A 16,996-nucleotide genomic window follows, 5' to 3' on the forward strand; every position below is an offset into this window, starting at 1 on the left:
ACGAAACAAAGAACAAGAGCAAAAAGAGAGGAACTTCGAAATGAAATGCAGAATGTTTTTGAGCACAACAAGCCTTGTTTCACTGATGATGTGTGGGTGGTTGTCTGGCCCTATTAATGCAGCGGCGGCGGGCGACGCCATTGTAGCTGAACCTGATGCTACCGTCGAATATTCTGGTACGTTGAGCATTCTGACGAAGTTCGGCCTCCAGCAGCTTTCGCCCTATTTTGTCAATGCGGCCAAGGAATATGAGAAGCTTCATCCCGGCGTTAAAGTCGAGCTTATTCAGGAAAGCGACGATAGCGTGAAGGGGAAGACCAAGGCCCTGGTTGCCTCTAACTCCCTGCCGGATATCTATTTTACCTGGACTGGGAGCTGGGGCGAAAATTTTGTGCGAGGCAATCGCGCTGTTGATCTGACAAAGATTATTGGTCCCGACACGCCATGGGGCAAACAGCTTGCCCATGCTGCGGTCGATGCATTCCAATATAATGGAAAATTATACGGAATTCCGCTTTATCTGGACGCAAAGTTCATGGGCTATAACAAGGTGCTTTTTGCCAAAGCCGGTCTGGCGGAACCGAAGAGTTTCGATGAGTTGATCAGTGCGTGTGCAGCGCTGCGCAAGTCTGGGGTAACGCCGATTTCGTTCGGCAACAAGGAAGGCTGGCCTGCTGTGCATTTTGCCGGACAGTTGCTTGCCTATAACGTGCCAAAAGCGACACTTGAAAAAGATTTCAACCCCAAGACCGCTGAATATTCGGATGCAGGCTATGTTGAAAGCCTGACACAATTGAAGAAAATTATCGATGATTGTTCGGACGGCGCAGGCACCAATGGTTCATCCTATGCTTCTGCATTGCAGCAATTCAGCAATGCCAAATCCGCAATGTACTATCAAGAAATTATCGAGTTCGATCAAAGCACTGCGGATGGCGCGTTGAAGAAGGAAGATTTTGGCTTCTTCAAACTGCCCGCATCAAAAGACGCAAAGGGTGATGTCAAATCAATCGAAGGTGCACCGGAAGGCTACATGATCAATTCAGCCTCGAAGAATATTCCGCTGGCTGTGGATTTCATGAAGTTTATCACCTCACCCGAAAACGGGAAGATTTTGTCGGCACCACCTTATGGGCAGCCAAGCGCGACTGTTGGCGGATATTCGTCTGAAAGCATGAACCCGTCTGTCGTTGAAGGACTCAAAGTTATCGCGGATTCATCCTATCTGATGCCGTGGCTTGATACCGCCAATCCACCGCGCGTTGCATCTGTCTGGCTTTCAGGTCTGCAAGCCCTGATCGGTGGCTCCATGACGCCGGAACAGGTCATGGAAAAGGTAAAACAGGCTGCAGCCTCTTCCCGATAAGGATGGTAATGGCCGATGACTGTCATGAAGCATGAAAATGGAGGGGAGGCTGCCAAAAACGGCTTCCCCCTGCCGGACGGGTCTCAATACGACAAGTCCGGTTTGCTGGCGAAGTTACTTTCTTTCCGCTGGGTTCTGATCGCATTCGTTTTGATCCTGTGGTTTGTCTACTATCCAATCATTGATAATTTTATCGTCAGTACGACAAATCAGGATATCTTCACCGGTGAAACTGCCTTTGTCGGTCTGGATAATTATCGGCGCCTGCAAGACGATCCGGTCATCTGGACTGCAATCTTCAACAATACGCTTTATGCGGTCATTTCGGTTGTGTTTCAGGTGTTGGGTGCATTCGTACTCGCGGCGATCATTGAGGGTCTGCAGCATGAGACATGGCGCAGATTCTGGCGCGCTGTTTATTTCATACCATCAGCAATTTCGATCACTGTAACGGGGCTGCTTTTCTACTTTATCTATCAACCCGATATCGGCCTGTTGGATTCCGCTTTTACCCATCTTGGACTTGCTAGCTGGTCTCGCTCATGGCTGGGGGAAGAGCAGACTGCGATCTACGCAATTATCGCCATGAGCCAGTGGCAAGGTTTTGGCTATTCGACGCTTTTGTTTGCCATAGCGATCCAGAAGATCCCTCGTGAACTTTATGATGCAGCGACCATGGACGGCGCCGGTATGTGGCGTCGGCTGTGGAACATAACATTTCCGCTGACGCGCGAAATGACCGGTCTTATGGTTATTGTGACGATCACCGGAGCGTTTCAGGTCTTCAACGAGGTCATGGTCATGACAGGTGGCGGCCCTAACAACGCCAGCCAGGTACTGGGTACATGGCTCTATCAACAGGGCTTTATTGAAAATGACTTCGGTTATGGCGCTGCAATCGCATCGGTGATTTTTATCATCACGCTGCTGACCGGCTTTGGACAGCTCTGGTATACCAGAAAACGGAGGGTGGAACTATGAGTGAGGTCTCCTATCAGCCGCGCGAGCTGCAACCCATGAATTTTGTGCAGGGGCTTGTGCGTGTCTGCCTGGTCACTTTTCTGATCAGCCTTGGGGTCGTGGTCATCTATCCGCTGTTGTGGATGGCCCTGAACGGTTTCAAAACCAACTCCGAGATATTTGGTGAACCCTTTGCCCTACCGACGGGCTTTACGCTCGACAATTACATCTCAGCCTGGAACCAGGGCATCAGGAATTATATTGCAACGAGCATCATCGTCACGTTGGTTTCAGCGGTCTGCACGGTTCTGATCAGCGCGTGGACCGCCTTCGGCCTGACGCGATCCAAACTGCCTGGCAAGCCGTTCTTTGTCGGTCTGGTGCTTGGCGGATTGATGTTGAGCCCAACAGTTGCGGTCATTCCACTGGTGCGGATCATGCAAAATCTTGGTCTCTATAACACCTATTGGGCTCTGATCATTCTCTATACCGCGTTCCGCATCCCGTTCACCACCTTCCTTATTCGCGCCTATATGCTTGGTCTTCCGCGCGATCTGGACGAAGCAGCCGTTATGGACGGTGCGAGTGAAGGCCAGATCTTCTGGCGTGTGACCTTGCCTGTGTGCAAACCGATCCTCGTCTCCTGTGTCATCCTGCATGTTCTGTTTGCCTGGAATGAATATCTCTTCGCCATGATCTTCACCAGTGGCGCGGATGTGCAGACATTGCCCGTTGGCCTCACTTCAATCATGGCAAAACATGGAACCAATTATGCCATTGTCTTTGCTGCAATGACCCTTTCGGCACTTCCGATCCTGATCGTCTTCTTCGCGGCCCAGCGCTTCTTCATTCGTGGGCTCGCGGAAGGAATCGGCAAATAGGGTGGTGGAAAATGTTACAACGTGAACAGTTGATTGGTGCCAATTTTTCGTTTCAGCACTATCCGTTTCAATGGGGTGTCAAGCAGCTTCGGCTCATGGGCTTTCAACGCATGGAACTATGGGGAATAGCCCCTCATCTTGATCTGTTTCATTCTGACCGCGCTCGGCATTCGGAGATCCGGTCGGTTCTGGAGGATAACGGGATCAGCGTGCATTGCTTCACCCCGGAACAGGTTCTTTACCCAGTCAATATCGCCTCGGGCAACGACGCTTATCGTGGAAAGAGTGTTGAATGTTTCCTGCGAGCAGCCGATTTGTGCGCCGAACTGGGTGCCAAATACCTCTTCTTGACACCTGGACGGGGTTATGAGTGCGAGAGCCGCGAATGCGCATGGAACCACGCCCTGCAATCCTTGGATAAAATTACGGCACATGCGGCCAAGCTGGGGCTTCGATGTCTGCTTGAACCCTTGCAGCGTACTGAAAGCAACATCGTCAATGATGTCGCCGATCTTGAACGGCTCTGGAAGGAACTGAATGCGGATCATGTCGATCTGGTACTCGACTTGGTCGCCATGGCAACGGCTGGAGATACGGTTGGTGGGTATTTTTCGCGATTTGGCAAACGGCTTGCCCATGTTCATGTCGTCGATGGAACCCCAGCGGGGCATTTGGCATGGGGAGATGGAAATCTACCACTCGACGCTTACCTTGCCGAAATCACACAGCATTCATTTCAGGGCACCTTGACCTTCGAGCCTTTTGGAAACGGTTCATATGCACTGGACCCGGCGGCGGTCTGGCGGCAATGCCTTGACGCGATTTCCCCTCATTTTGATAGTGCGGAATGATGATGAAGAAGCCAAATATCAATCTTGTCGCTGTCGGTGACAATTGCCTTGACGCCTATCTGGACAAGGGAGTGGTCACGGTCGGTGGAAATGCCCTTAATGTCGCTGTGCAGTGGAAAAGACTTGGGGTCGGTGCTCGTTATATGGGCGCGATGGCCCCCGACATGGAAGCGGAGATCATGCTTAATGTGATCGAAAAAGCCGGACTTCTGCCAAGCGATATTGAAACTATTGGGGGCAATTCTGCTGTCACGCTTTTGACCGATAAGAACGGCGAACGGCAGTTCCTGTTTGAATCTCTGGGTGTTGGCGAAAACTACATTCCAGACCAACAGCGTTATCAATCATTACTTTCCTGCGATTGGGCCCATCTTGGTACCAATTCCAGTGAAAAGCTGGTCCGTAGGCTCGTTGTGGACGGTGCCAGGTTCAGTGTGGATGTCTCGACCCGGCATTTTGACCTGGCACTGGAAGGCGTCCCTCTGGTCTTTGCATCAGGTCCCGATGATCCCCAGGAACCGGTTGAGCCATTGATTGCAAAATTCAAGCAGGCCGGAGCCCAACAAGTCGTTATTACCTGCGGCAAACGCGGTTCATTCTATGACAATGGACGTCAGTTATTTTCTGCAGGCTCGGTACCCGTGCAGGTGGTCGATACCTGTGGAGCTGGTGATAGCTTTATCGCTTCATTTCTGGTGGCACTTTTCTTCGAGCAGTGTTCTGAAGAACAAGCTCTTCAAAAGGCTGCTGTCAGAGCGTCTGAAACCTGCACGCACCCAGGCGGCTTTCCCCAACCCTTGCAGGCGATCCCGCAATGGTTGCTCGATAAATACCAGGATGTGATTGCCACAGCGCAGAGGGTCTGACCATGAACTCGATCACAATGAGAGCACCTGTTGTTGCGGCGACGAGGGATCGCTCTTTCTGGCTGCAAAGTATTGGTGCCGATCCCGTCACAGCGCCTTTATCGGGCCAGCACCAATGCGATATCGCAATCGTTGGCGGGGGATATGCCGGGCTTTGGACAGCGCTGCGGCTACGAGAGCAAGATCCAAAGGCGCGCATCACAATCCTGGAAGCGGATTTTTGCGGTTCTGGCGCATCCGGACGCAATGGCGGGCAAGTCCACAGCTGGTTTGCTGAAATCGATATGTTGCGCGATCTTGTCGGCGACGAAGATGCAAGGATGCTTTGTCACGCAACCTGCGATGCGATTGAGGAGCTGAAGGTGCTGCAAGATAGCGGCATCATCGACATGGATCTGCGCCTTGATGGCTGGCTTTGGACCGCAAGTTCGCTCGCACAGGAACGGGCATGGGACAAGGCCCTGGAGATTTGCCGAAAATCCGCGTTCAACCCGTTTAAAACACTCAATGCGCATGACATTGAAAGGCGCACTGGCTCCAGCGCATCCTATGTCGGCATTGTCGAAGAGCGGGCAGGGACGGTTCAACCCGCAAAGCTTGCCCTTGGCCTTCGCAAGCTTGCGATGGCAAAGGGGATTGTCATTCATGAAAGAAGCCCTGTTTTGGAGATGGTTTTAGGTGAAAGGCCTGAACTTAAAACACCGGACGGAACATTGACGGCCAACAAGGTTGCTTTAACGGTCAATGCTTGGGCTTCCGCGATACCTGAACTTCATCCCTATCTGTATGTGGTCAGCAGCCAACTTATCGTAACAGCGCCTGCTGCAAACATACTGGAGCGCATCGGATGGACCGATGGTGCGTCGATCTGTGATGCGCAGCATCACGTGCTCTATTATCAGCGCACGACCTCCGATCAGGTTGTATTTGGACGGGGAACGGGTGGAATTTCCTTTAATGATCGGATCGACGCGCGGTTTAATCGCGGCGGCGACGGTGGTGCAGACAACATACGTGAACTTCACCGGGTATATCCTCAGCTAAAGGATGTGCCTGTCCTTCATGACTGGAGCGGTCCGATTGACTGCACCGCGCAGCATCTGCCGGTGTTTGATCATCTCAGAAGTCATCCTAATGTTTTCTATGCGTTGGGGTTTAATGGGACCGGTATTGCCCAGACGCCTGTCGCAGGTCGGATTCTGGCAAGCCTGATCCTGGGGCGCGTGGATAAATGGAGCGGTTGTGGTTTGGTAGGCATCAAAAATCGCACCAAGCTTCCTCCCGAACCAGTGCGTTATCTGGGCGCCAAAATTGTCCGTGCAGCTATTCGAAGAAAGAACGATACCGAAATCCTCAACCGTGTCCCAGGCCCGATAACGCGGTTTCTGGCAAGTCTGGCTCCGTGAGCCAACCAACCCACGCGGAACAAAACTACAAGGAACGGGAACAATGGCCGACCTGTCACTGAAGAATATACGTAAATCCTATTCCAATCTGGAAGTACTCCATGGAATTGACCTTGATATCTCATCGGGTGAGTTCGTTGTTTTCGTCGGGCCGTCGGGTTGTGGAAAGTCCACGCTGTTGCGCTCAATTGCTGGTCTTGAGACAATAACGTCAGGTGATCTCGTCATCGCCGGTGAGCGGATGAACAATGTTGCTCCGTCGAAACGGGGTATCTCAATGGTGTTCCAGTCCTATGCGCTTTATCCGCATATGACTGTTTATGAGAATATGGCTTTCGGTCTGCGTATCGCCGGCGTGGCAAAGGCTGAGATAGACAAACGGGTCAAGAAAGCCGGCGAGATTCTTCAGCTGAGCGGCTATCTGCAACGCTTGCCGAAAGCGCTTTCAGGTGGGCAGAGGCAACGTGTTGCGATTGGACGGGCGATTGTCAGAAACCCGCGCGTGTTTTTGTTTGATGAGCCTTTGTCCAATCTTGATGCAGCTCTGCGTGTGGCCACACGCATCGAGCTTGCAAAACTCAAGCAAAGCATGCCCGATGTCACAATGATCTATGTGACCCATGATCAGGTGGAAGCCATGACGTTGGCGGATCGGATCGTTGTGTTCAAAGACGGCAATATCGAGCAGATTGGCACGCCAGTGGAGCTTTACAAGAAGCCAGCCAATCTTTTCGTTGCCCAGTTTATTGGTTCCCCGGCCATGAACATACTCGCGGGCACCATATCGGAGGTCTCGGGACGCCATTACAGCTGTCATCTTGACTGCGGGACGAAACTGGCTCTTGAAGCGGGTGAGGGAACGTTCGCAAAAAAGGATAGAGTTAGCGTTGGAATTCGTCCAGAAAATACCAGGATTGCCGGCAACGAAACTGAGGGGCATGTATTTTCTGGTACAGTGGATCTTGTAGAGCATCTGGGCGAAGCTCAGATCCTCTATATGGATATTGCCGGATCTCATGGCAAATATCTGATCAAGACAGCGGAAGACACTGATTTTAGGAGATCAGATACGTTATCTTTCTCTGCGTCGACGAAGGATATACATGTTTTCTCGCAAGAAGGGGCAGCCGTTCCAGCCCAAATCGTGTGAATCTTGAAGCATCAAGTTGCGCGGTCAGCTCGAAGGTGCACGCAATTATGCAGTGCTGAAGCTAAGCGAGAGATGTCAGGTGAATAAGATTGTCTGGCATTGTTGATTGCCGCTGAGAACGATGGGATGGGAGTGCGGAGGAAACCAGTAAAAAACTCAACATGGTTGGCTCATGCCACGACAGCAACACCCCCTGACTTCCCCGCCAATCGATGCTCAAATAAAAAGGGTTCTCCCGACGACAGACGGAAACATCATGCAGTTTTGCACGTTAAGGGTTCAGCAGAAACAGGATCCTTAGCGATGAAATATAGCCAGGAGCGTGTCTTACCAGAAAGTGTGAGTTCTGATCGTGGTCGGGATGCCAAATCGCCTGGCGAAATACCGGTTAGGGGCCTTCGCGACGTCTTTTGGCGCGTCATTGAAGCTATCATGGCAGATCGGGTTACACTGATTGCTGCAGGTGTGACCTACTACCTTCTACTATCTCTGTTTCCGGCGCTGGCTGCACTTGTTGCTCTTTACGGCTTCGTCGCCGACCCCTCAACAATTATGGGACACGTTGGCTTTCTGGCAAGTGTCTTTCCACCTGGATCGTTCGACCTCATACTCAATCAGTTGACTGCTCTCACACTGCAAAAGGCTTCCACGCTGAGTTTTGCGTTCTTTGCCGGCCTCGTTGTAGCGATCTGGAGTGCCAACAGTGGCATGAAGGCGATATTCGATGCTATGAACGTTGCATATCGGGAAAAGGAGAAACGGAGCTTTTTACGCCTGAACCTCTTATCTCTGACATTTACATTCGGTGGGCTTATTATCGCCATCGTTCTTATCGCGGCCATCGGAGTGCTTCCAGCCGTTTTGTCATATCTTTGGCTGGATCGATGGCAGGAGCTCCTGGCGCGGTTCGCGCGCTGGCCTCTCGTTCTTGTCCTGGTCGGCTGTGGTATCGCCTTAATCTACCGCTTTGGTCCGAGCCGCGCACAGGCAAAACTCAGGTGGTTAAACTGGGGCGTGGTACTTAGCACACTGCTCTGGATGTCCGCATCAATCCTGTTCTCATTTTATATTGAAAATTTCGCGAATTACAACGCGACCTACGGCACGCTTGGCGCACTCATCGGCATGATGGTGTGGGTCTGGATCTCAGTAATCATATTGATTGTCGGTGCTGAACTTAACGCAGAGCTGGAGCACCAAACCGCTTGTGACTCTACCACGGGGTCGCCGCAGCCTATGGGAAACCGCGGTGCGTTCGTGGCCGACACCTTGGGCAAGACCGTCGATTAAGTTTTCCAGAATTAGGATATCTCCGGCCTTTTCGCTTGGCTTAGAAATGCCACGCCGACTGATAGCACGGAGCACGCGACGGCGTATCCTCACTTTCAGAAATGAACTAAAATGTTCAGCTGTATCGGGTTATTACTGGCTTCATCGATCATGAACTTGATCTGGTCGGGAACCACTTTGTGAACCAGATACCAAATCCCAGAACGATCAGAACCAGCACAGTTCCAGTAGTAACAGAAAGATCTGAGCCGAAGCCGACAATTGCTTCGACACCCGCCATTACGAGAAATATGAGTGCCCACACTCCAGTCATAACGTAATTTTTGCGTTGGAATTTTGGTGACCACCAATACTTGGCGTCAATCTGATCATGGGCAAATTGCATAGTGAATGGCTGTCTTAAAGCCATTGAAGCTATTGCTATGACAAAGAGACCGATATCTACCCAAAATTTGACGACGAATATCGAAAGATCGTGACCTTGAAGCTTTACATAAATAGCAAGGGCAAGAAACAGAATCAGTGTTCCGACATCCAGAATTCTAAACTCATTTTTATTCCGGAAGGCTTTAACAGTGAGTACCGCAGACACGACTGCGCCTGCCAGAAGACCAGCAAGCGCACCGTGGGTTGTGGATACTACAGCGAAAATTAGAAACGGTAGAAACCCAATTAAGATTGTCATTGCTCTTCTTCGAAAATCCAGAGTTCCGATGTCGGCTGAGCTAAACCATTTGAGCTTTCTTTCATTCCCAGGAATGATGGAATTCTCATCTGTTGTGCAAATGTCAGGCTCTCAACGAGTGGCTTCATAGCAACCGTGAGTTTCTTAAGCTCTTCACCGCGTGTAATCTCAGCATCTGCCGTGCGTTCCAATATATCCGCAATGTTACCAGGTGGTTTTGCTTTCGATCGTTCAAGCTTACGTTCAGCGGCCTTACCAGCAATATCCCGAATTGCTTTTTCAACAGTATCCCAATTTTTTTGCTGATCATCATTCAGCGCCATAACTGTCTTTAGCGCTAGAATTCGGGCATTGAGTACTGCGGCTGCATCATCTGCCGTATAAATTTCAACAATTTCAGGTGCTTGTTGAATAGCGGTTTCAGTAGGTTTGTCCTGCGCAAAGGTGGGCAAGGAAAACAGTGCGACTGAAGCGAAGAGGGCTAATGAAGTCAGAGATTTCATGGTCATATTTCTTGCTCACGATAAAATGGATTGAAACTTGTTGGCTTAGTTTTTCCACTGACCGTCAGGAAGCCTTCCTTGATAAGGAGTGTCGCGACAATGACCCCATGGACCATGCCACATACCGGGAGGACATCCGTTACCCAAATAGTTGAAGGCAGGAGGAGGATTGCCAACCCACGTATTGTTTGGCAGCGGACCCGAATAAGGCGTATCGCGGCAATGCCCCCATGGTCCACGCCACATTCCTGCAGGACATCCCTGCGCAATCTGAACTATATTGTTATTTTGTGTGGCTGGAGCAGATGTTGTCATCGTGACTGCGCCTGCAGGGGATGTCACTGCTACTGCGAGGCTCATCGCCACAAGCTTAATTGCAGAGTTCATGCTTATCTCCGTGCTAATTAGTGAAATAATCTCGTTTAAGTTTCTGGACGAGCAGTTAATTTTCGATCACACGGTATGACTTCACGAACTACGTGACATCACCAGAACTGGTGAGGCATTTCATTAACAATGCGGATGCCAGAGCTCACGAGTTATTGCGGATCGTCACTAACGAGACAACTCTCTCGAAATCTCGCAGATTATTGGCGCCAGATTTTCGAAGTATAACTCTAATTTGGCTTCGAATGGTTTCTAGTGAAACATTACGTAGACGAGATACAGATTCAGCACTGTTTCCACCCAGAAGAGCCAAACCAACCGCTGCCTCAGTTTTCGTTAGATTAAACAAGGCGCACAAAAGGTCAGCGGAGGGCAGGTTGGTTTCGGACAGGTCGCGAAAAAATAGCACGACGGTATGCGTCACGGCCAATAAACCAGCAATTTGAGTCGGATTAGGTGAAACTAGTATAGCCAGCTGACGCTGATTTTCCCATTCATCCAAGTACTCAACGCGCATCGAGCCGCCACTTCCGCCCGTAGCCGCATCATTAACTAATGCACTTAACTTAAGACCGGCCACACGCTGATTGAGTTTAAGAACTGTCTTGCCAAATTTTGCAGACTTGGTTGGATTGGAGAAAATCACTGGATGATTTCGCTTTGAAACCATCGATAGAACCGCGTTATTTGCAAGAAGGACGTTCAAATTAACATCGACGACCACAGCACTCGTCGATAAGGATTCAATCGTAGCGGTCCCTACAGCCGCTTCTAACTGCTTTTGCTGAAACTGACGATTAATCTGAATTGCTCTCTGAAGATGAGGCAACAGCCCGACAAGTAGCTGCTTATCCGTTTCCGCAAACGCTAAATCGTCACGAAAGAACGAAACTATCGTCTTTTCCTTATCGCCAACCGGTGCCAGCAATATGTGATTTTGACCGTGCTCAACGGCGAATTCTCGGTAAAACTGAGAGCGACTGTAAGTCGTTTCGGCAACCAAATCAGTCGCAGTATAAGCCTGAAAAGTTGAAGGCATATTTGAATAGAGACGGTTCGCAGCAGATCGAACTGGATCGATCAACTGATACTTCTCGGCATAAAGGGTTTCAAATTGAGCAAAGGGATTGAATAAATTCACGGAACTGCCGTCAATTCGGTCAATTCGAAGAGTTCCGTGGTTAGCGCCAAACAACTTGTAAAGTGTTGATTGTGCTCCGGACCAGTCAGTGCACGTAGTCGAATAATCGTATACGTTCAGTATTGCTGCTGTAAAATCTCCCATGGCAAATTCCGGCAAATGGAAAAAAGTAATTATGATAAATATATAATCAATTTTTCCTATTCAATAGTATTTTTTCTTGAGCGAATAATTTGGGCTAGATAACTTTATTTTGCACTGATTGGTTCAAAACCGTCGTCTTCAGACGAAAATTGCTTCAGCACGTAGCCCTTTGATACATACTGTTCTTCAGAAAATAGACCGGTCGGAGGCTGCAAGGTCTATTTTCTGAAGAACAGTATTTCCTACGACACCGGCAGTCGCACGGTTTTCTACCATAGGTATCACATCGTTTAGATCACCAAATATCGCTACGAGATGCTTAAGGGCGAGGTTGGGGTACGAATACAAGATATCATAAGTCAGGTTTGCAAAAAGCTGGGCGTCAAGATTATCAAAGATGTCCTTTCCGGTAACCGCGTCCATATGGTGGTATCTATCCCGCCGCAGCTTTCTGTCAGTGATGTGATCCGGCGCATGAACGGCCGCTCTTCTTATAGAGTGCAACAGGAATACCCAGAACTGAAGAAGCGCTATTGGGGCAGATATTTCTGGGAACTTGGCCACTTTTGCACTACAAGTGGCAATGTCACGGATGACATCATACTTCAGTATATCCAGAACCACGCAGAACTACCGGCATCAGCCAGTAGTTCTTCAGTTGCATCGTTATAGGCAGCGTACTCCATTTTTCGCCGGGACGAGGGTATAGCATGTGGAAAGCCTTGCGTGTGATTTCAGCCGAAAAATAGCAACGGTTGCAATGTTCAAATCCCATCAAGTGTTATCAACATCTTCGCAGAGGGCGAAGTACAGCCACCGAGAATCTTGACTGGGAGTCAAAACAGAACCCTAACGACTATATCCGGCCCGATCGCGTTCATAGCCAATCAAAAGATCTGATAATTCGGTCGCGTGGTGCCCACTAATATCCCGTCTTCCATGGCTTAATAATCCTTGGTTAAGCGCGGAAGTTTCACGCTGAGAGATGCCGGAAGGCAAATCCTCGTTGAACCTGCGGTCGATGCGCGTTGACCCTTATAGAGATTGGTATGGAAGAAACGGACCTCACCGTGAGCCGCCGGATCCCGTGCCGCAACGGCGTTATAAGTTTGTGCCAAAACCTTATAACGCCGTTCCGGGAGGCTGTCATTATAAGCTGTTGGCAGAAATAGCGGATGGGTCGATAGGAATGCTGATAACAGTCGAAGTATGGATGTTCGCCTGGTTCGACGACTGTATCGTTGTGACGCCTTTGCCCCGCTTTGGGCGGGCTGTTCACGCGAAAGTTCAATCCCTTCTGAAGCCTAACAAGGGATGTAACAGCCGTTTCGTCGTTGGTTAGCGATAATCTCTTGGAACCATCCCTGGCAATGAGCAAAAATTGTGCTGTTATCAATTGGATCCCTGTTACAGCGGAATTTTCGCGTAGCCTTTCGAGAGAATTGGCCCGGTCGGACGTCCGATTGGCGAGCCTCCGGCGGGCTCTAATGTAAGTTCGTAAAGCTGTTCACCGCGCGGTTTTGGCAGGTCTGGTCCCTTTAACTGCGTTGATTGCCCACCTTCAAGTAAGCCCAGCGACACCGGTCCCATCTCCTGAGAAGGAAGGGTCCAGACCTGAATGGCTTTTCCTGCTGGTATTGTGACATGGTTTAATAATCGCACACGCGCATTTTCATTGCCAAAATCTTCGACGATTGCCTGCACGCTTCCGGCATCATCCAGCAAAACAGCGATTACAATTGGATCGACAGTTTTGTTCAACGACCACCCCAGGCCGATTGCAAGAAGGATCGAAGCTGCTGCGGCGGAAAGCGCAGCAACTCGCCACCGATTGACACTGTTCCTGTTATCATTGGCGCTCCTGACGAATGTGGTCGATACGGCGGGATCATCGGAGAGCCGGCTTTGAACCGCGCGCCAGACGCGTTCCTCCACGTGCATCGGGGTGACTGAACAATCGAGTGGCAGAAAGCGTTCCCTGCTGCTCGCAACCGCTCTTTTCAGGGCTTCGTTGTTGGCAATTTCATCTTCCACTTGAGCCGTCTCATCAGCGTCAAGCAGACCCAATACATATTCGTCGGCCAGTTCTTCAATATTATCGAATGATCTTATCATGCCATGCATGCCCGCAATGCGCTCAACCCTCGCCGTATCCAGGATTTGGCGGTCCCCAGAGGTATCTGCACGCGACCCGCTATTTCACCATGCGAATAACCGCCGACATAGGCCATCAAAATTCCGTCCCGCTTGTCCTTATCGAGCGATTGAAGACAATCGCGCAATTGGCTTTTTTGATCGAGGCGATGCCAGGCGTTCAGAATTTCATTGGAATGCTCGGCTTCGACCAAGTTTTCTACATGTTCGACCGTGTGTTCGCGATTGCCATCGCGCAATGCATTCAATGCTCGATTTCTGACAATCGCATAAATCCATCCCTTGGCAGAGCCTTGATCCGGGGCATATTGATGGGCATGAGTCCAGATCCGAATGAGTGCTTCTTGTAAGACCTCTTCTGCAAGCTCGCGGCGCCGAAGAATGCGGTGGGCAATTGCCAGCAAGCGGCCCGCTTCCTGATCAAATATGGCGCGCAGCCCGGAGCGGTCGCGGCGCACGCAGGCAGCAATAGCATTTGCCAGTTCATCCTTTTGCCCGCCCAGCGATCTGTCTCCTCATCCGATAGCTAACTTAACCGCAATGCCTATCGACAGGAAACAGGCAAAGACATGCATTGAAAATTTATTTTCTCTCGCTGCATCCAAACCACAAGTCTCGCGTGTCTTAAAATGTGAGACGCTGGAACCCACGCGTAAAACAGCGGCTTCAAACCGGGATACAAAGGAGATTAATGATGCGTATCACTCAGTTGGCACTGGCCACATCTACAATGCTTGGGGTTACGATTGTTCACGCTATGGCTGCACCGGCGATTGGACTTGTCGGCGACAAGACGCTTGTCATGTTTGACACAGAGGATGGCAAGGTCACAAAGACGATGGATGTGGCCGACGTTGAAAAGCTGCTTGGCATTGATTTTCGACCTGCCGACAAGACCGTTATCGGTGTTACCGAGGATCATCGGATTGTCGCCATTAACATCGAGAGTGGTACGGTAAACGAAGTATCGAAGATGAACGAGATGCTGCCACTCACGCAAGGGCAGGCGGTCATTGTCGATTTCAATCCAATGGCTGACCGTCTTCGTTTCATGACTGGGACAACTAATCATCGTGTTCATCCGGATACGGGTGCGGTGACGGTCGATGGCAAGCTTGCTTTCGAAAAGGGCGATGTCGCCGAAGGTTCTGAAGGTAAAATCGCTGCCGCAGCTTACACCAATTCCATCGGCAAGCCTGAAAAGACTGCCATGTTCAATATTGATGCTGGCAACAAGACACTGGTTCAGCAAACAAAGCCCAATGACGGGACTTTGAAGACGATCGGCAAGCTGGACATAAGTGAGAGCCCTGAGACCTATGCCTTTGACATTCAGGGAATGGCGGAAGGCCGCAACACCGCTTACCTAGTTGGTGATAATACGATCTACACCGTTGATCTTGACACAGGTGCCGCCACGAAGGTCGGAACGATCGAGAAGCTCGATGGCCATTTGCGCGATATAGCTATTCTACCGGCTTCTTAAATGACGAACGGGGCCGGTTTTCGATCGGCCCTTTTCTCTGTCCTATGTTTGATGATCTGCGATTAAACTGAGATCGACATTTGGAGGGTAAGAACACAGTCTCGTCCCTCCTTAACATTGGCAGGATCGCATCCGTTGCGTGTTCATTCCTCTCCTCGAAAGCTTGGCTTCCATCACATCACCGACCGGGTAAGCAACCCGGTCGGTAAATCGAGTAAATTCAAAGGCAGTTACATTTTAGGCAAAAGCACTTTGTCGATGACATGGATCACACCGTTGGACTGCTTCACGTCTGCGATCGTCACGTGGGCGACGGTTCCATTCTCGTCGGTGAGGGTGAGCTTTCCCATCTTTTCCCTAGCTGTTAAGACACAGCCGCCCACAGTCTTGATGGCGTGTGATCCATTGTCGTCCTTAATCATCTTGGAGATATTTTTCGACATGGCATCAGCGGCAACAACGTGACAGGTCAGGACTTTCGTCAGCTTCTCCTTGTTCTCCGGCTTTAGAAGGCCATCCACTGTGCCTTTTGGTAGGGCAGCGAAGGCTTTGTCCGTGGGTGCGAAAACGGTGAACGGTCCTTTGCCTTTCAGAGTGTCGACAAGACCAGCCGCTTTGACAGCTGCGACGAGTGTGGTGTGGTCCTTCGAGTTCATCGCGTTGTCAACGATTGTCTTATTGTCATACATTGCCGCCCCTCCAACTGTTGGATTCTCGGCCAATGCAACTGTGGCGCAGGCGGAGAGAATGGCAGCAGCAGTGAGTGCTTTTCCAGAAAAACGCATCATTTCATTTTCCTCCCATGATCCGGATCGATTCCGGTTTCCCCTGTTCGGGGGCATGGTAGTTAACGAAATTTCCGCTGCGCCAGATCACTTTGGGCCGAGTATTTTTTCAAGCAGGACTTGGTTGCGCAAGCATCGACCCGGTTTGACCCGAAAACAAGCTGGTTCGCATGCTGTGCGGCGCGAGAAGGGCTGCTGCGCCAATTCGTCCGCAACGAAGCCGTCAATGTTGGCGATCGCTGTGACGGCGTGCACCATCAGATCATCGTGCCTGTTGGAGCGGTCGAGGGCCCGAGCGAAACTTGCGAAGGCCGGCTGGAGTTTGTTTTTCGGCGTTTATCGATCGTGTAACGCCTGGGGCATCGCCGCTAGACCAGAGCGTAGCTCAGCGACGAATATTTTTCTGGGCAGAGATCAGTGATCTCTTAAATGCTTTAGTCTAGATTACGTTCACGTTCTCGGCTTTGGACTTGCCCGTTTTGCGGTCCTGTCCGATATCATAGCTGACTTTTTGTCCGTCGTGGAGTGCGCTGCCATAAGCAACTGCCGAGATGTGAACAAATACATCAGCGCCACCATTCTCAGGTGTAATGAAGCCGAAGCCTTTTTCGTTGTTGAAAAATTTAACTGTACCGGTCGCCATTATTTCCTCATCTGTCGTTGTTGATGGGATCTGTCTAGCTTGCTCTGCTGATGCCCGCAACAGGAAACCGAATTTCAGTTCCTCCACTGATGTTTGTAGGCCGTTCAGGCGTAAAGTTGAACGGATCCCGTATGAAACTGCACATTTATGGATGGTTTCGTGGATTCAGGACGCGCCGGTAAACCCCTTATGCCCTTAAAGTGTGTTGGACAGGCCTATACGCCTCTGCAAAACGATCACGCAGGGTCGATCAAACCAAACGACGCAGAAAACGCATAGCTCGTCTGATCGACTGGCA

General features: G+C 50.4%; 18 protein-coding genes. 10 read left to right on the forward strand and 8 right to left on the reverse strand.

Annotated elements, in window-relative coordinates:
* The first annotated feature begins 52 nt into the window (after window positions 1-52).
* The 8 genes from RT142_RS12885 to RT142_RS12920 all read left to right on the forward strand — a co-directional run bounded on the left by RT142_RS12885 (window position 53) and on the right by RT142_RS12920 (window position 8,770).
* Entirely contained in the window at window positions 53-1,366 is a 1,314-nt protein-coding gene (locus tag RT142_RS12885; RefSeq protein WP_313029038.1) for an ABC transporter substrate-binding protein, read from the forward strand.
* A 15-nt stretch (window positions 1,367-1,381) separates the two neighbouring features.
* Entirely contained in the window at window positions 1,382-2,347 is a 966-nt protein-coding gene (locus RT142_RS12890) for a carbohydrate ABC transporter permease (RefSeq protein ID WP_094544041.1), read from the forward strand.
* Window positions 2,344-3,207 carry a carbohydrate ABC transporter permease gene (locus RT142_RS12895; protein ID WP_171380528.1) on the forward strand — a complete coding sequence of 288 codons (864 nt, stop codon included), beginning with the start codon at window positions 2,344-2,346 and terminating at the stop codon, window positions 3,205-3,207. Before RT142_RS12890 ends, RT142_RS12895 begins: the two co-directional genes overlap by 4 nt.
* A gap of 11 nt (window positions 3,208-3,218) precedes the next feature.
* Complete coding sequence (locus tag RT142_RS12900) at window positions 3,219-4,058, forward strand: sugar phosphate isomerase/epimerase family protein (protein WP_313029043.1); 840 nt, start codon at window positions 3,219-3,221, stop codon at window positions 4,056-4,058.
* Complete coding sequence (locus RT142_RS12905) at window positions 4,055-4,924, forward strand: PfkB family carbohydrate kinase (RefSeq protein ID WP_204162569.1); 870 nt, start codon at window positions 4,055-4,057, stop codon at window positions 4,922-4,924. Before RT142_RS12900 ends, RT142_RS12905 begins: the two co-directional genes overlap by 4 nt.
* Window positions 4,925-4,926: 2 nt before the next feature.
* A complete protein-coding gene (locus RT142_RS12910; protein ID WP_171380530.1) occupies window positions 4,927-6,330 on the forward strand; it encodes an NAD(P)/FAD-dependent oxidoreductase in 1,404 nt (467 codons plus the stop codon).
* 43 nt (window positions 6,331-6,373) lie between these two features.
* Window positions 6,374-7,480 (forward strand): sn-glycerol-3-phosphate ABC transporter ATP-binding protein UgpC, encoded by a 1,107-nt coding sequence (locus RT142_RS12915; RefSeq protein ID WP_313029048.1) that lies wholly within the window; start codon window positions 6,374-6,376, stop codon window positions 7,478-7,480.
* 303 nt (window positions 7,481-7,783) lie between these two features.
* Window positions 7,784-8,770: a YihY/virulence factor BrkB family protein gene (locus tag RT142_RS12920; protein ID WP_313029051.1), complete on the forward strand. Its 987-nt coding sequence runs from the start codon at window positions 7,784-7,786 to the stop codon at window positions 8,768-8,770.
* A 148-nt stretch (window positions 8,771-8,918) separates the two neighbouring features.
* Here the strand turns inward: RT142_RS12920 and RT142_RS12925 are convergent, their stop codons facing one another.
* From RT142_RS12925 to RT142_RS12940, 4 genes are all read right to left on the reverse strand, one after another.
* Complete coding sequence (locus RT142_RS12925) at window positions 8,919-9,455, reverse strand: hypothetical protein (RefSeq protein ID WP_171380533.1); 537 nt, start codon at window positions 9,453-9,455, stop codon at window positions 8,919-8,921.
* Window positions 9,452-9,958, reverse strand: coding sequence for a hypothetical protein (locus RT142_RS12930; RefSeq protein WP_171380534.1), 507 nt, complete (start codon window positions 9,956-9,958; stop codon window positions 9,452-9,454). Before RT142_RS12930 ends, RT142_RS12925 begins: the two co-directional genes overlap by 4 nt.
* A 45-nt stretch (window positions 9,959-10,003) precedes the next feature.
* On the reverse strand, window positions 10,004-10,345 hold the full coding sequence (locus RT142_RS12935; RefSeq protein WP_231194785.1) for a GCG_CRPN prefix-to-repeats domain-containing protein: 342 nt from the start codon (window positions 10,343-10,345) through the stop codon (window positions 10,004-10,006).
* A gap of 145 nt (window positions 10,346-10,490) precedes the next feature.
* Entirely contained in the window at window positions 10,491-11,630 is a 1,140-nt protein-coding gene (locus tag RT142_RS12940) for a hypothetical protein (RefSeq protein ID WP_313029062.1), read from the reverse strand.
* Window positions 11,631-11,945: 315 nt separating this feature from the next.
* Here RT142_RS12940 and tnpA point away from each other — a divergent pair, with 315 nt between their 5' ends.
* Window positions 11,946-12,302 (forward strand): IS200/IS605 family transposase, encoded by a 357-nt coding sequence (tnpA, locus tag RT142_RS24400; protein WP_204162570.1) that lies wholly within the window; start codon window positions 11,946-11,948, stop codon window positions 12,300-12,302.
* Window positions 12,303-13,037: 735 nt separating this feature from the next.
* On the opposite strand, the gene RT142_RS12950 is transcribed toward tnpA, so the two are convergent.
* Together RT142_RS12950 and RT142_RS12955 are read right to left on the reverse strand one after the other, a co-directional pair.
* Window positions 13,038-13,754, reverse strand: coding sequence for an anti-sigma factor domain-containing protein (locus RT142_RS12950; protein WP_171380536.1), 717 nt, complete (start codon window positions 13,752-13,754; stop codon window positions 13,038-13,040).
* Complete coding sequence (locus RT142_RS12955) at window positions 13,742-14,287, reverse strand: sigma-70 family RNA polymerase sigma factor (protein ID WP_313029250.1); 546 nt, start codon at window positions 14,285-14,287, stop codon at window positions 13,742-13,744. The genes RT142_RS12950 and RT142_RS12955 overlap by 13 nt, the downstream gene beginning before the upstream one ends.
* A gap of 191 nt (window positions 14,288-14,478) precedes the next feature.
* Between RT142_RS12955 and RT142_RS12960 the strand changes: the two genes are divergently transcribed.
* Window positions 14,479-15,270: a DUF4394 domain-containing protein gene (locus RT142_RS12960; protein WP_171380635.1), complete on the forward strand. Its 792-nt coding sequence runs from the start codon at window positions 14,479-14,481 to the stop codon at window positions 15,268-15,270.
* Between the two features lie 230 nt (window positions 15,271-15,500).
* On the opposite strand, the gene RT142_RS12965 is transcribed toward RT142_RS12960, so the two are convergent.
* Entirely contained in the window at window positions 15,501-16,058 is a 558-nt protein-coding gene (locus tag RT142_RS12965; protein WP_094544031.1) for a fasciclin domain-containing protein, read from the reverse strand.
* Between the two features lie 436 nt (window positions 16,059-16,494).
* The gene (locus tag RT142_RS12970) at window positions 16,495-16,698 is read right to left on the reverse strand and encodes a cold-shock protein (RefSeq protein WP_007881014.1); all 204 of its coding nucleotides are present in this window, start codon (window positions 16,696-16,698) and stop codon (window positions 16,495-16,497) included.
* Window positions 16,699-16,996: the final 298 nt, after the last annotated feature.

The organism is Brucella sp. (assembly GCF_032066345.1).
Taxonomy (GTDB): domain Bacteria; phylum Pseudomonadota; class Alphaproteobacteria; order Rhizobiales; family Rhizobiaceae; genus Brucella; species Brucella pseudogrignonensis.

What these genes read in the sequence shown, in the direction of transcription:
- RT142_RS12885 (WP_313029038.1), top strand. Translation starts at nt 53, where the DNA reads ATGTTTTTGAGCACAACAAGCCTTGTTTCACTGATGATGTGTGGGTGG.
- RT142_RS12890 (WP_094544041.1), top strand. Translation starts at nt 1,382, where the DNA reads ATGACTGTCATGAAGCATGAAAATGGAGGGGAGGCTGCCAAAAACGGC.
- RT142_RS12895 (WP_171380528.1), top strand. Translation starts at nt 2,344, where the DNA reads ATGAGTGAGGTCTCCTATCAGCCGCGCGAGCTGCAACCCATGAATTTT.
- RT142_RS12900 (WP_313029043.1), top strand. Translation starts at nt 3,219, where the DNA reads ATGTTACAACGTGAACAGTTGATTGGTGCCAATTTTTCGTTTCAGCAC.
- RT142_RS12905 (WP_204162569.1), top strand. Translation starts at nt 4,055, where the DNA reads ATGATGATGAAGAAGCCAAATATCAATCTTGTCGCTGTCGGTGACAAT.
- RT142_RS12910 (WP_171380530.1), top strand. Translation starts at nt 4,927, where the DNA reads ATGAACTCGATCACAATGAGAGCACCTGTTGTTGCGGCGACGAGGGAT.
- RT142_RS12915 (WP_313029048.1), top strand. Translation starts at nt 6,374, where the DNA reads ATGGCCGACCTGTCACTGAAGAATATACGTAAATCCTATTCCAATCTG.
- RT142_RS12920 (WP_313029051.1), top strand. Translation starts at nt 7,784, where the DNA reads ATGAAATATAGCCAGGAGCGTGTCTTACCAGAAAGTGTGAGTTCTGAT.
- RT142_RS12925 (WP_171380533.1), bottom strand. Translation starts at nt 9,455, where the DNA reads ATGACAATCTTAATTGGGTTTCTACCGTTTCTAATTTTCGCTGTAGTA.
- RT142_RS12930 (WP_171380534.1), bottom strand. Translation starts at nt 9,958, where the DNA reads ATGAAATCTCTGACTTCATTAGCCCTCTTCGCTTCAGTCGCACTGTTT.
- RT142_RS12935 (WP_231194785.1), bottom strand. Translation starts at nt 10,345, where the DNA reads ATGAACTCTGCAATTAAGCTTGTGGCGATGAGCCTCGCAGTAGCAGTG.
- RT142_RS12940 (WP_313029062.1), bottom strand. Translation starts at nt 11,630, where the DNA reads ATGGGAGATTTTACAGCAGCAATACTGAACGTATACGATTATTCGACT.
- tnpA (WP_204162570.1), top strand. Translation starts at nt 11,946, where the DNA reads ATGCTTAAGGGCGAGGTTGGGGTACGAATACAAGATATCATAAGTCAG.
- RT142_RS12950 (WP_171380536.1), bottom strand. Translation starts at nt 13,754, where the DNA reads ATGCATGGCATGATAAGATCATTCGATAATATTGAAGAACTGGCCGAC.
- RT142_RS12960 (WP_171380635.1), top strand. Translation starts at nt 14,479, where the DNA reads ATGCGTATCACTCAGTTGGCACTGGCCACATCTACAATGCTTGGGGTT.
- RT142_RS12965 (WP_094544031.1), bottom strand. Translation starts at nt 16,058, where the DNA reads ATGATGCGTTTTTCTGGAAAAGCACTCACTGCTGCTGCCATTCTCTCC.
- RT142_RS12970 (WP_007881014.1), bottom strand. Translation starts at nt 16,698, where the DNA reads ATGGCGACCGGTACAGTTAAATTTTTCAACAACGAAAAAGGCTTCGGC.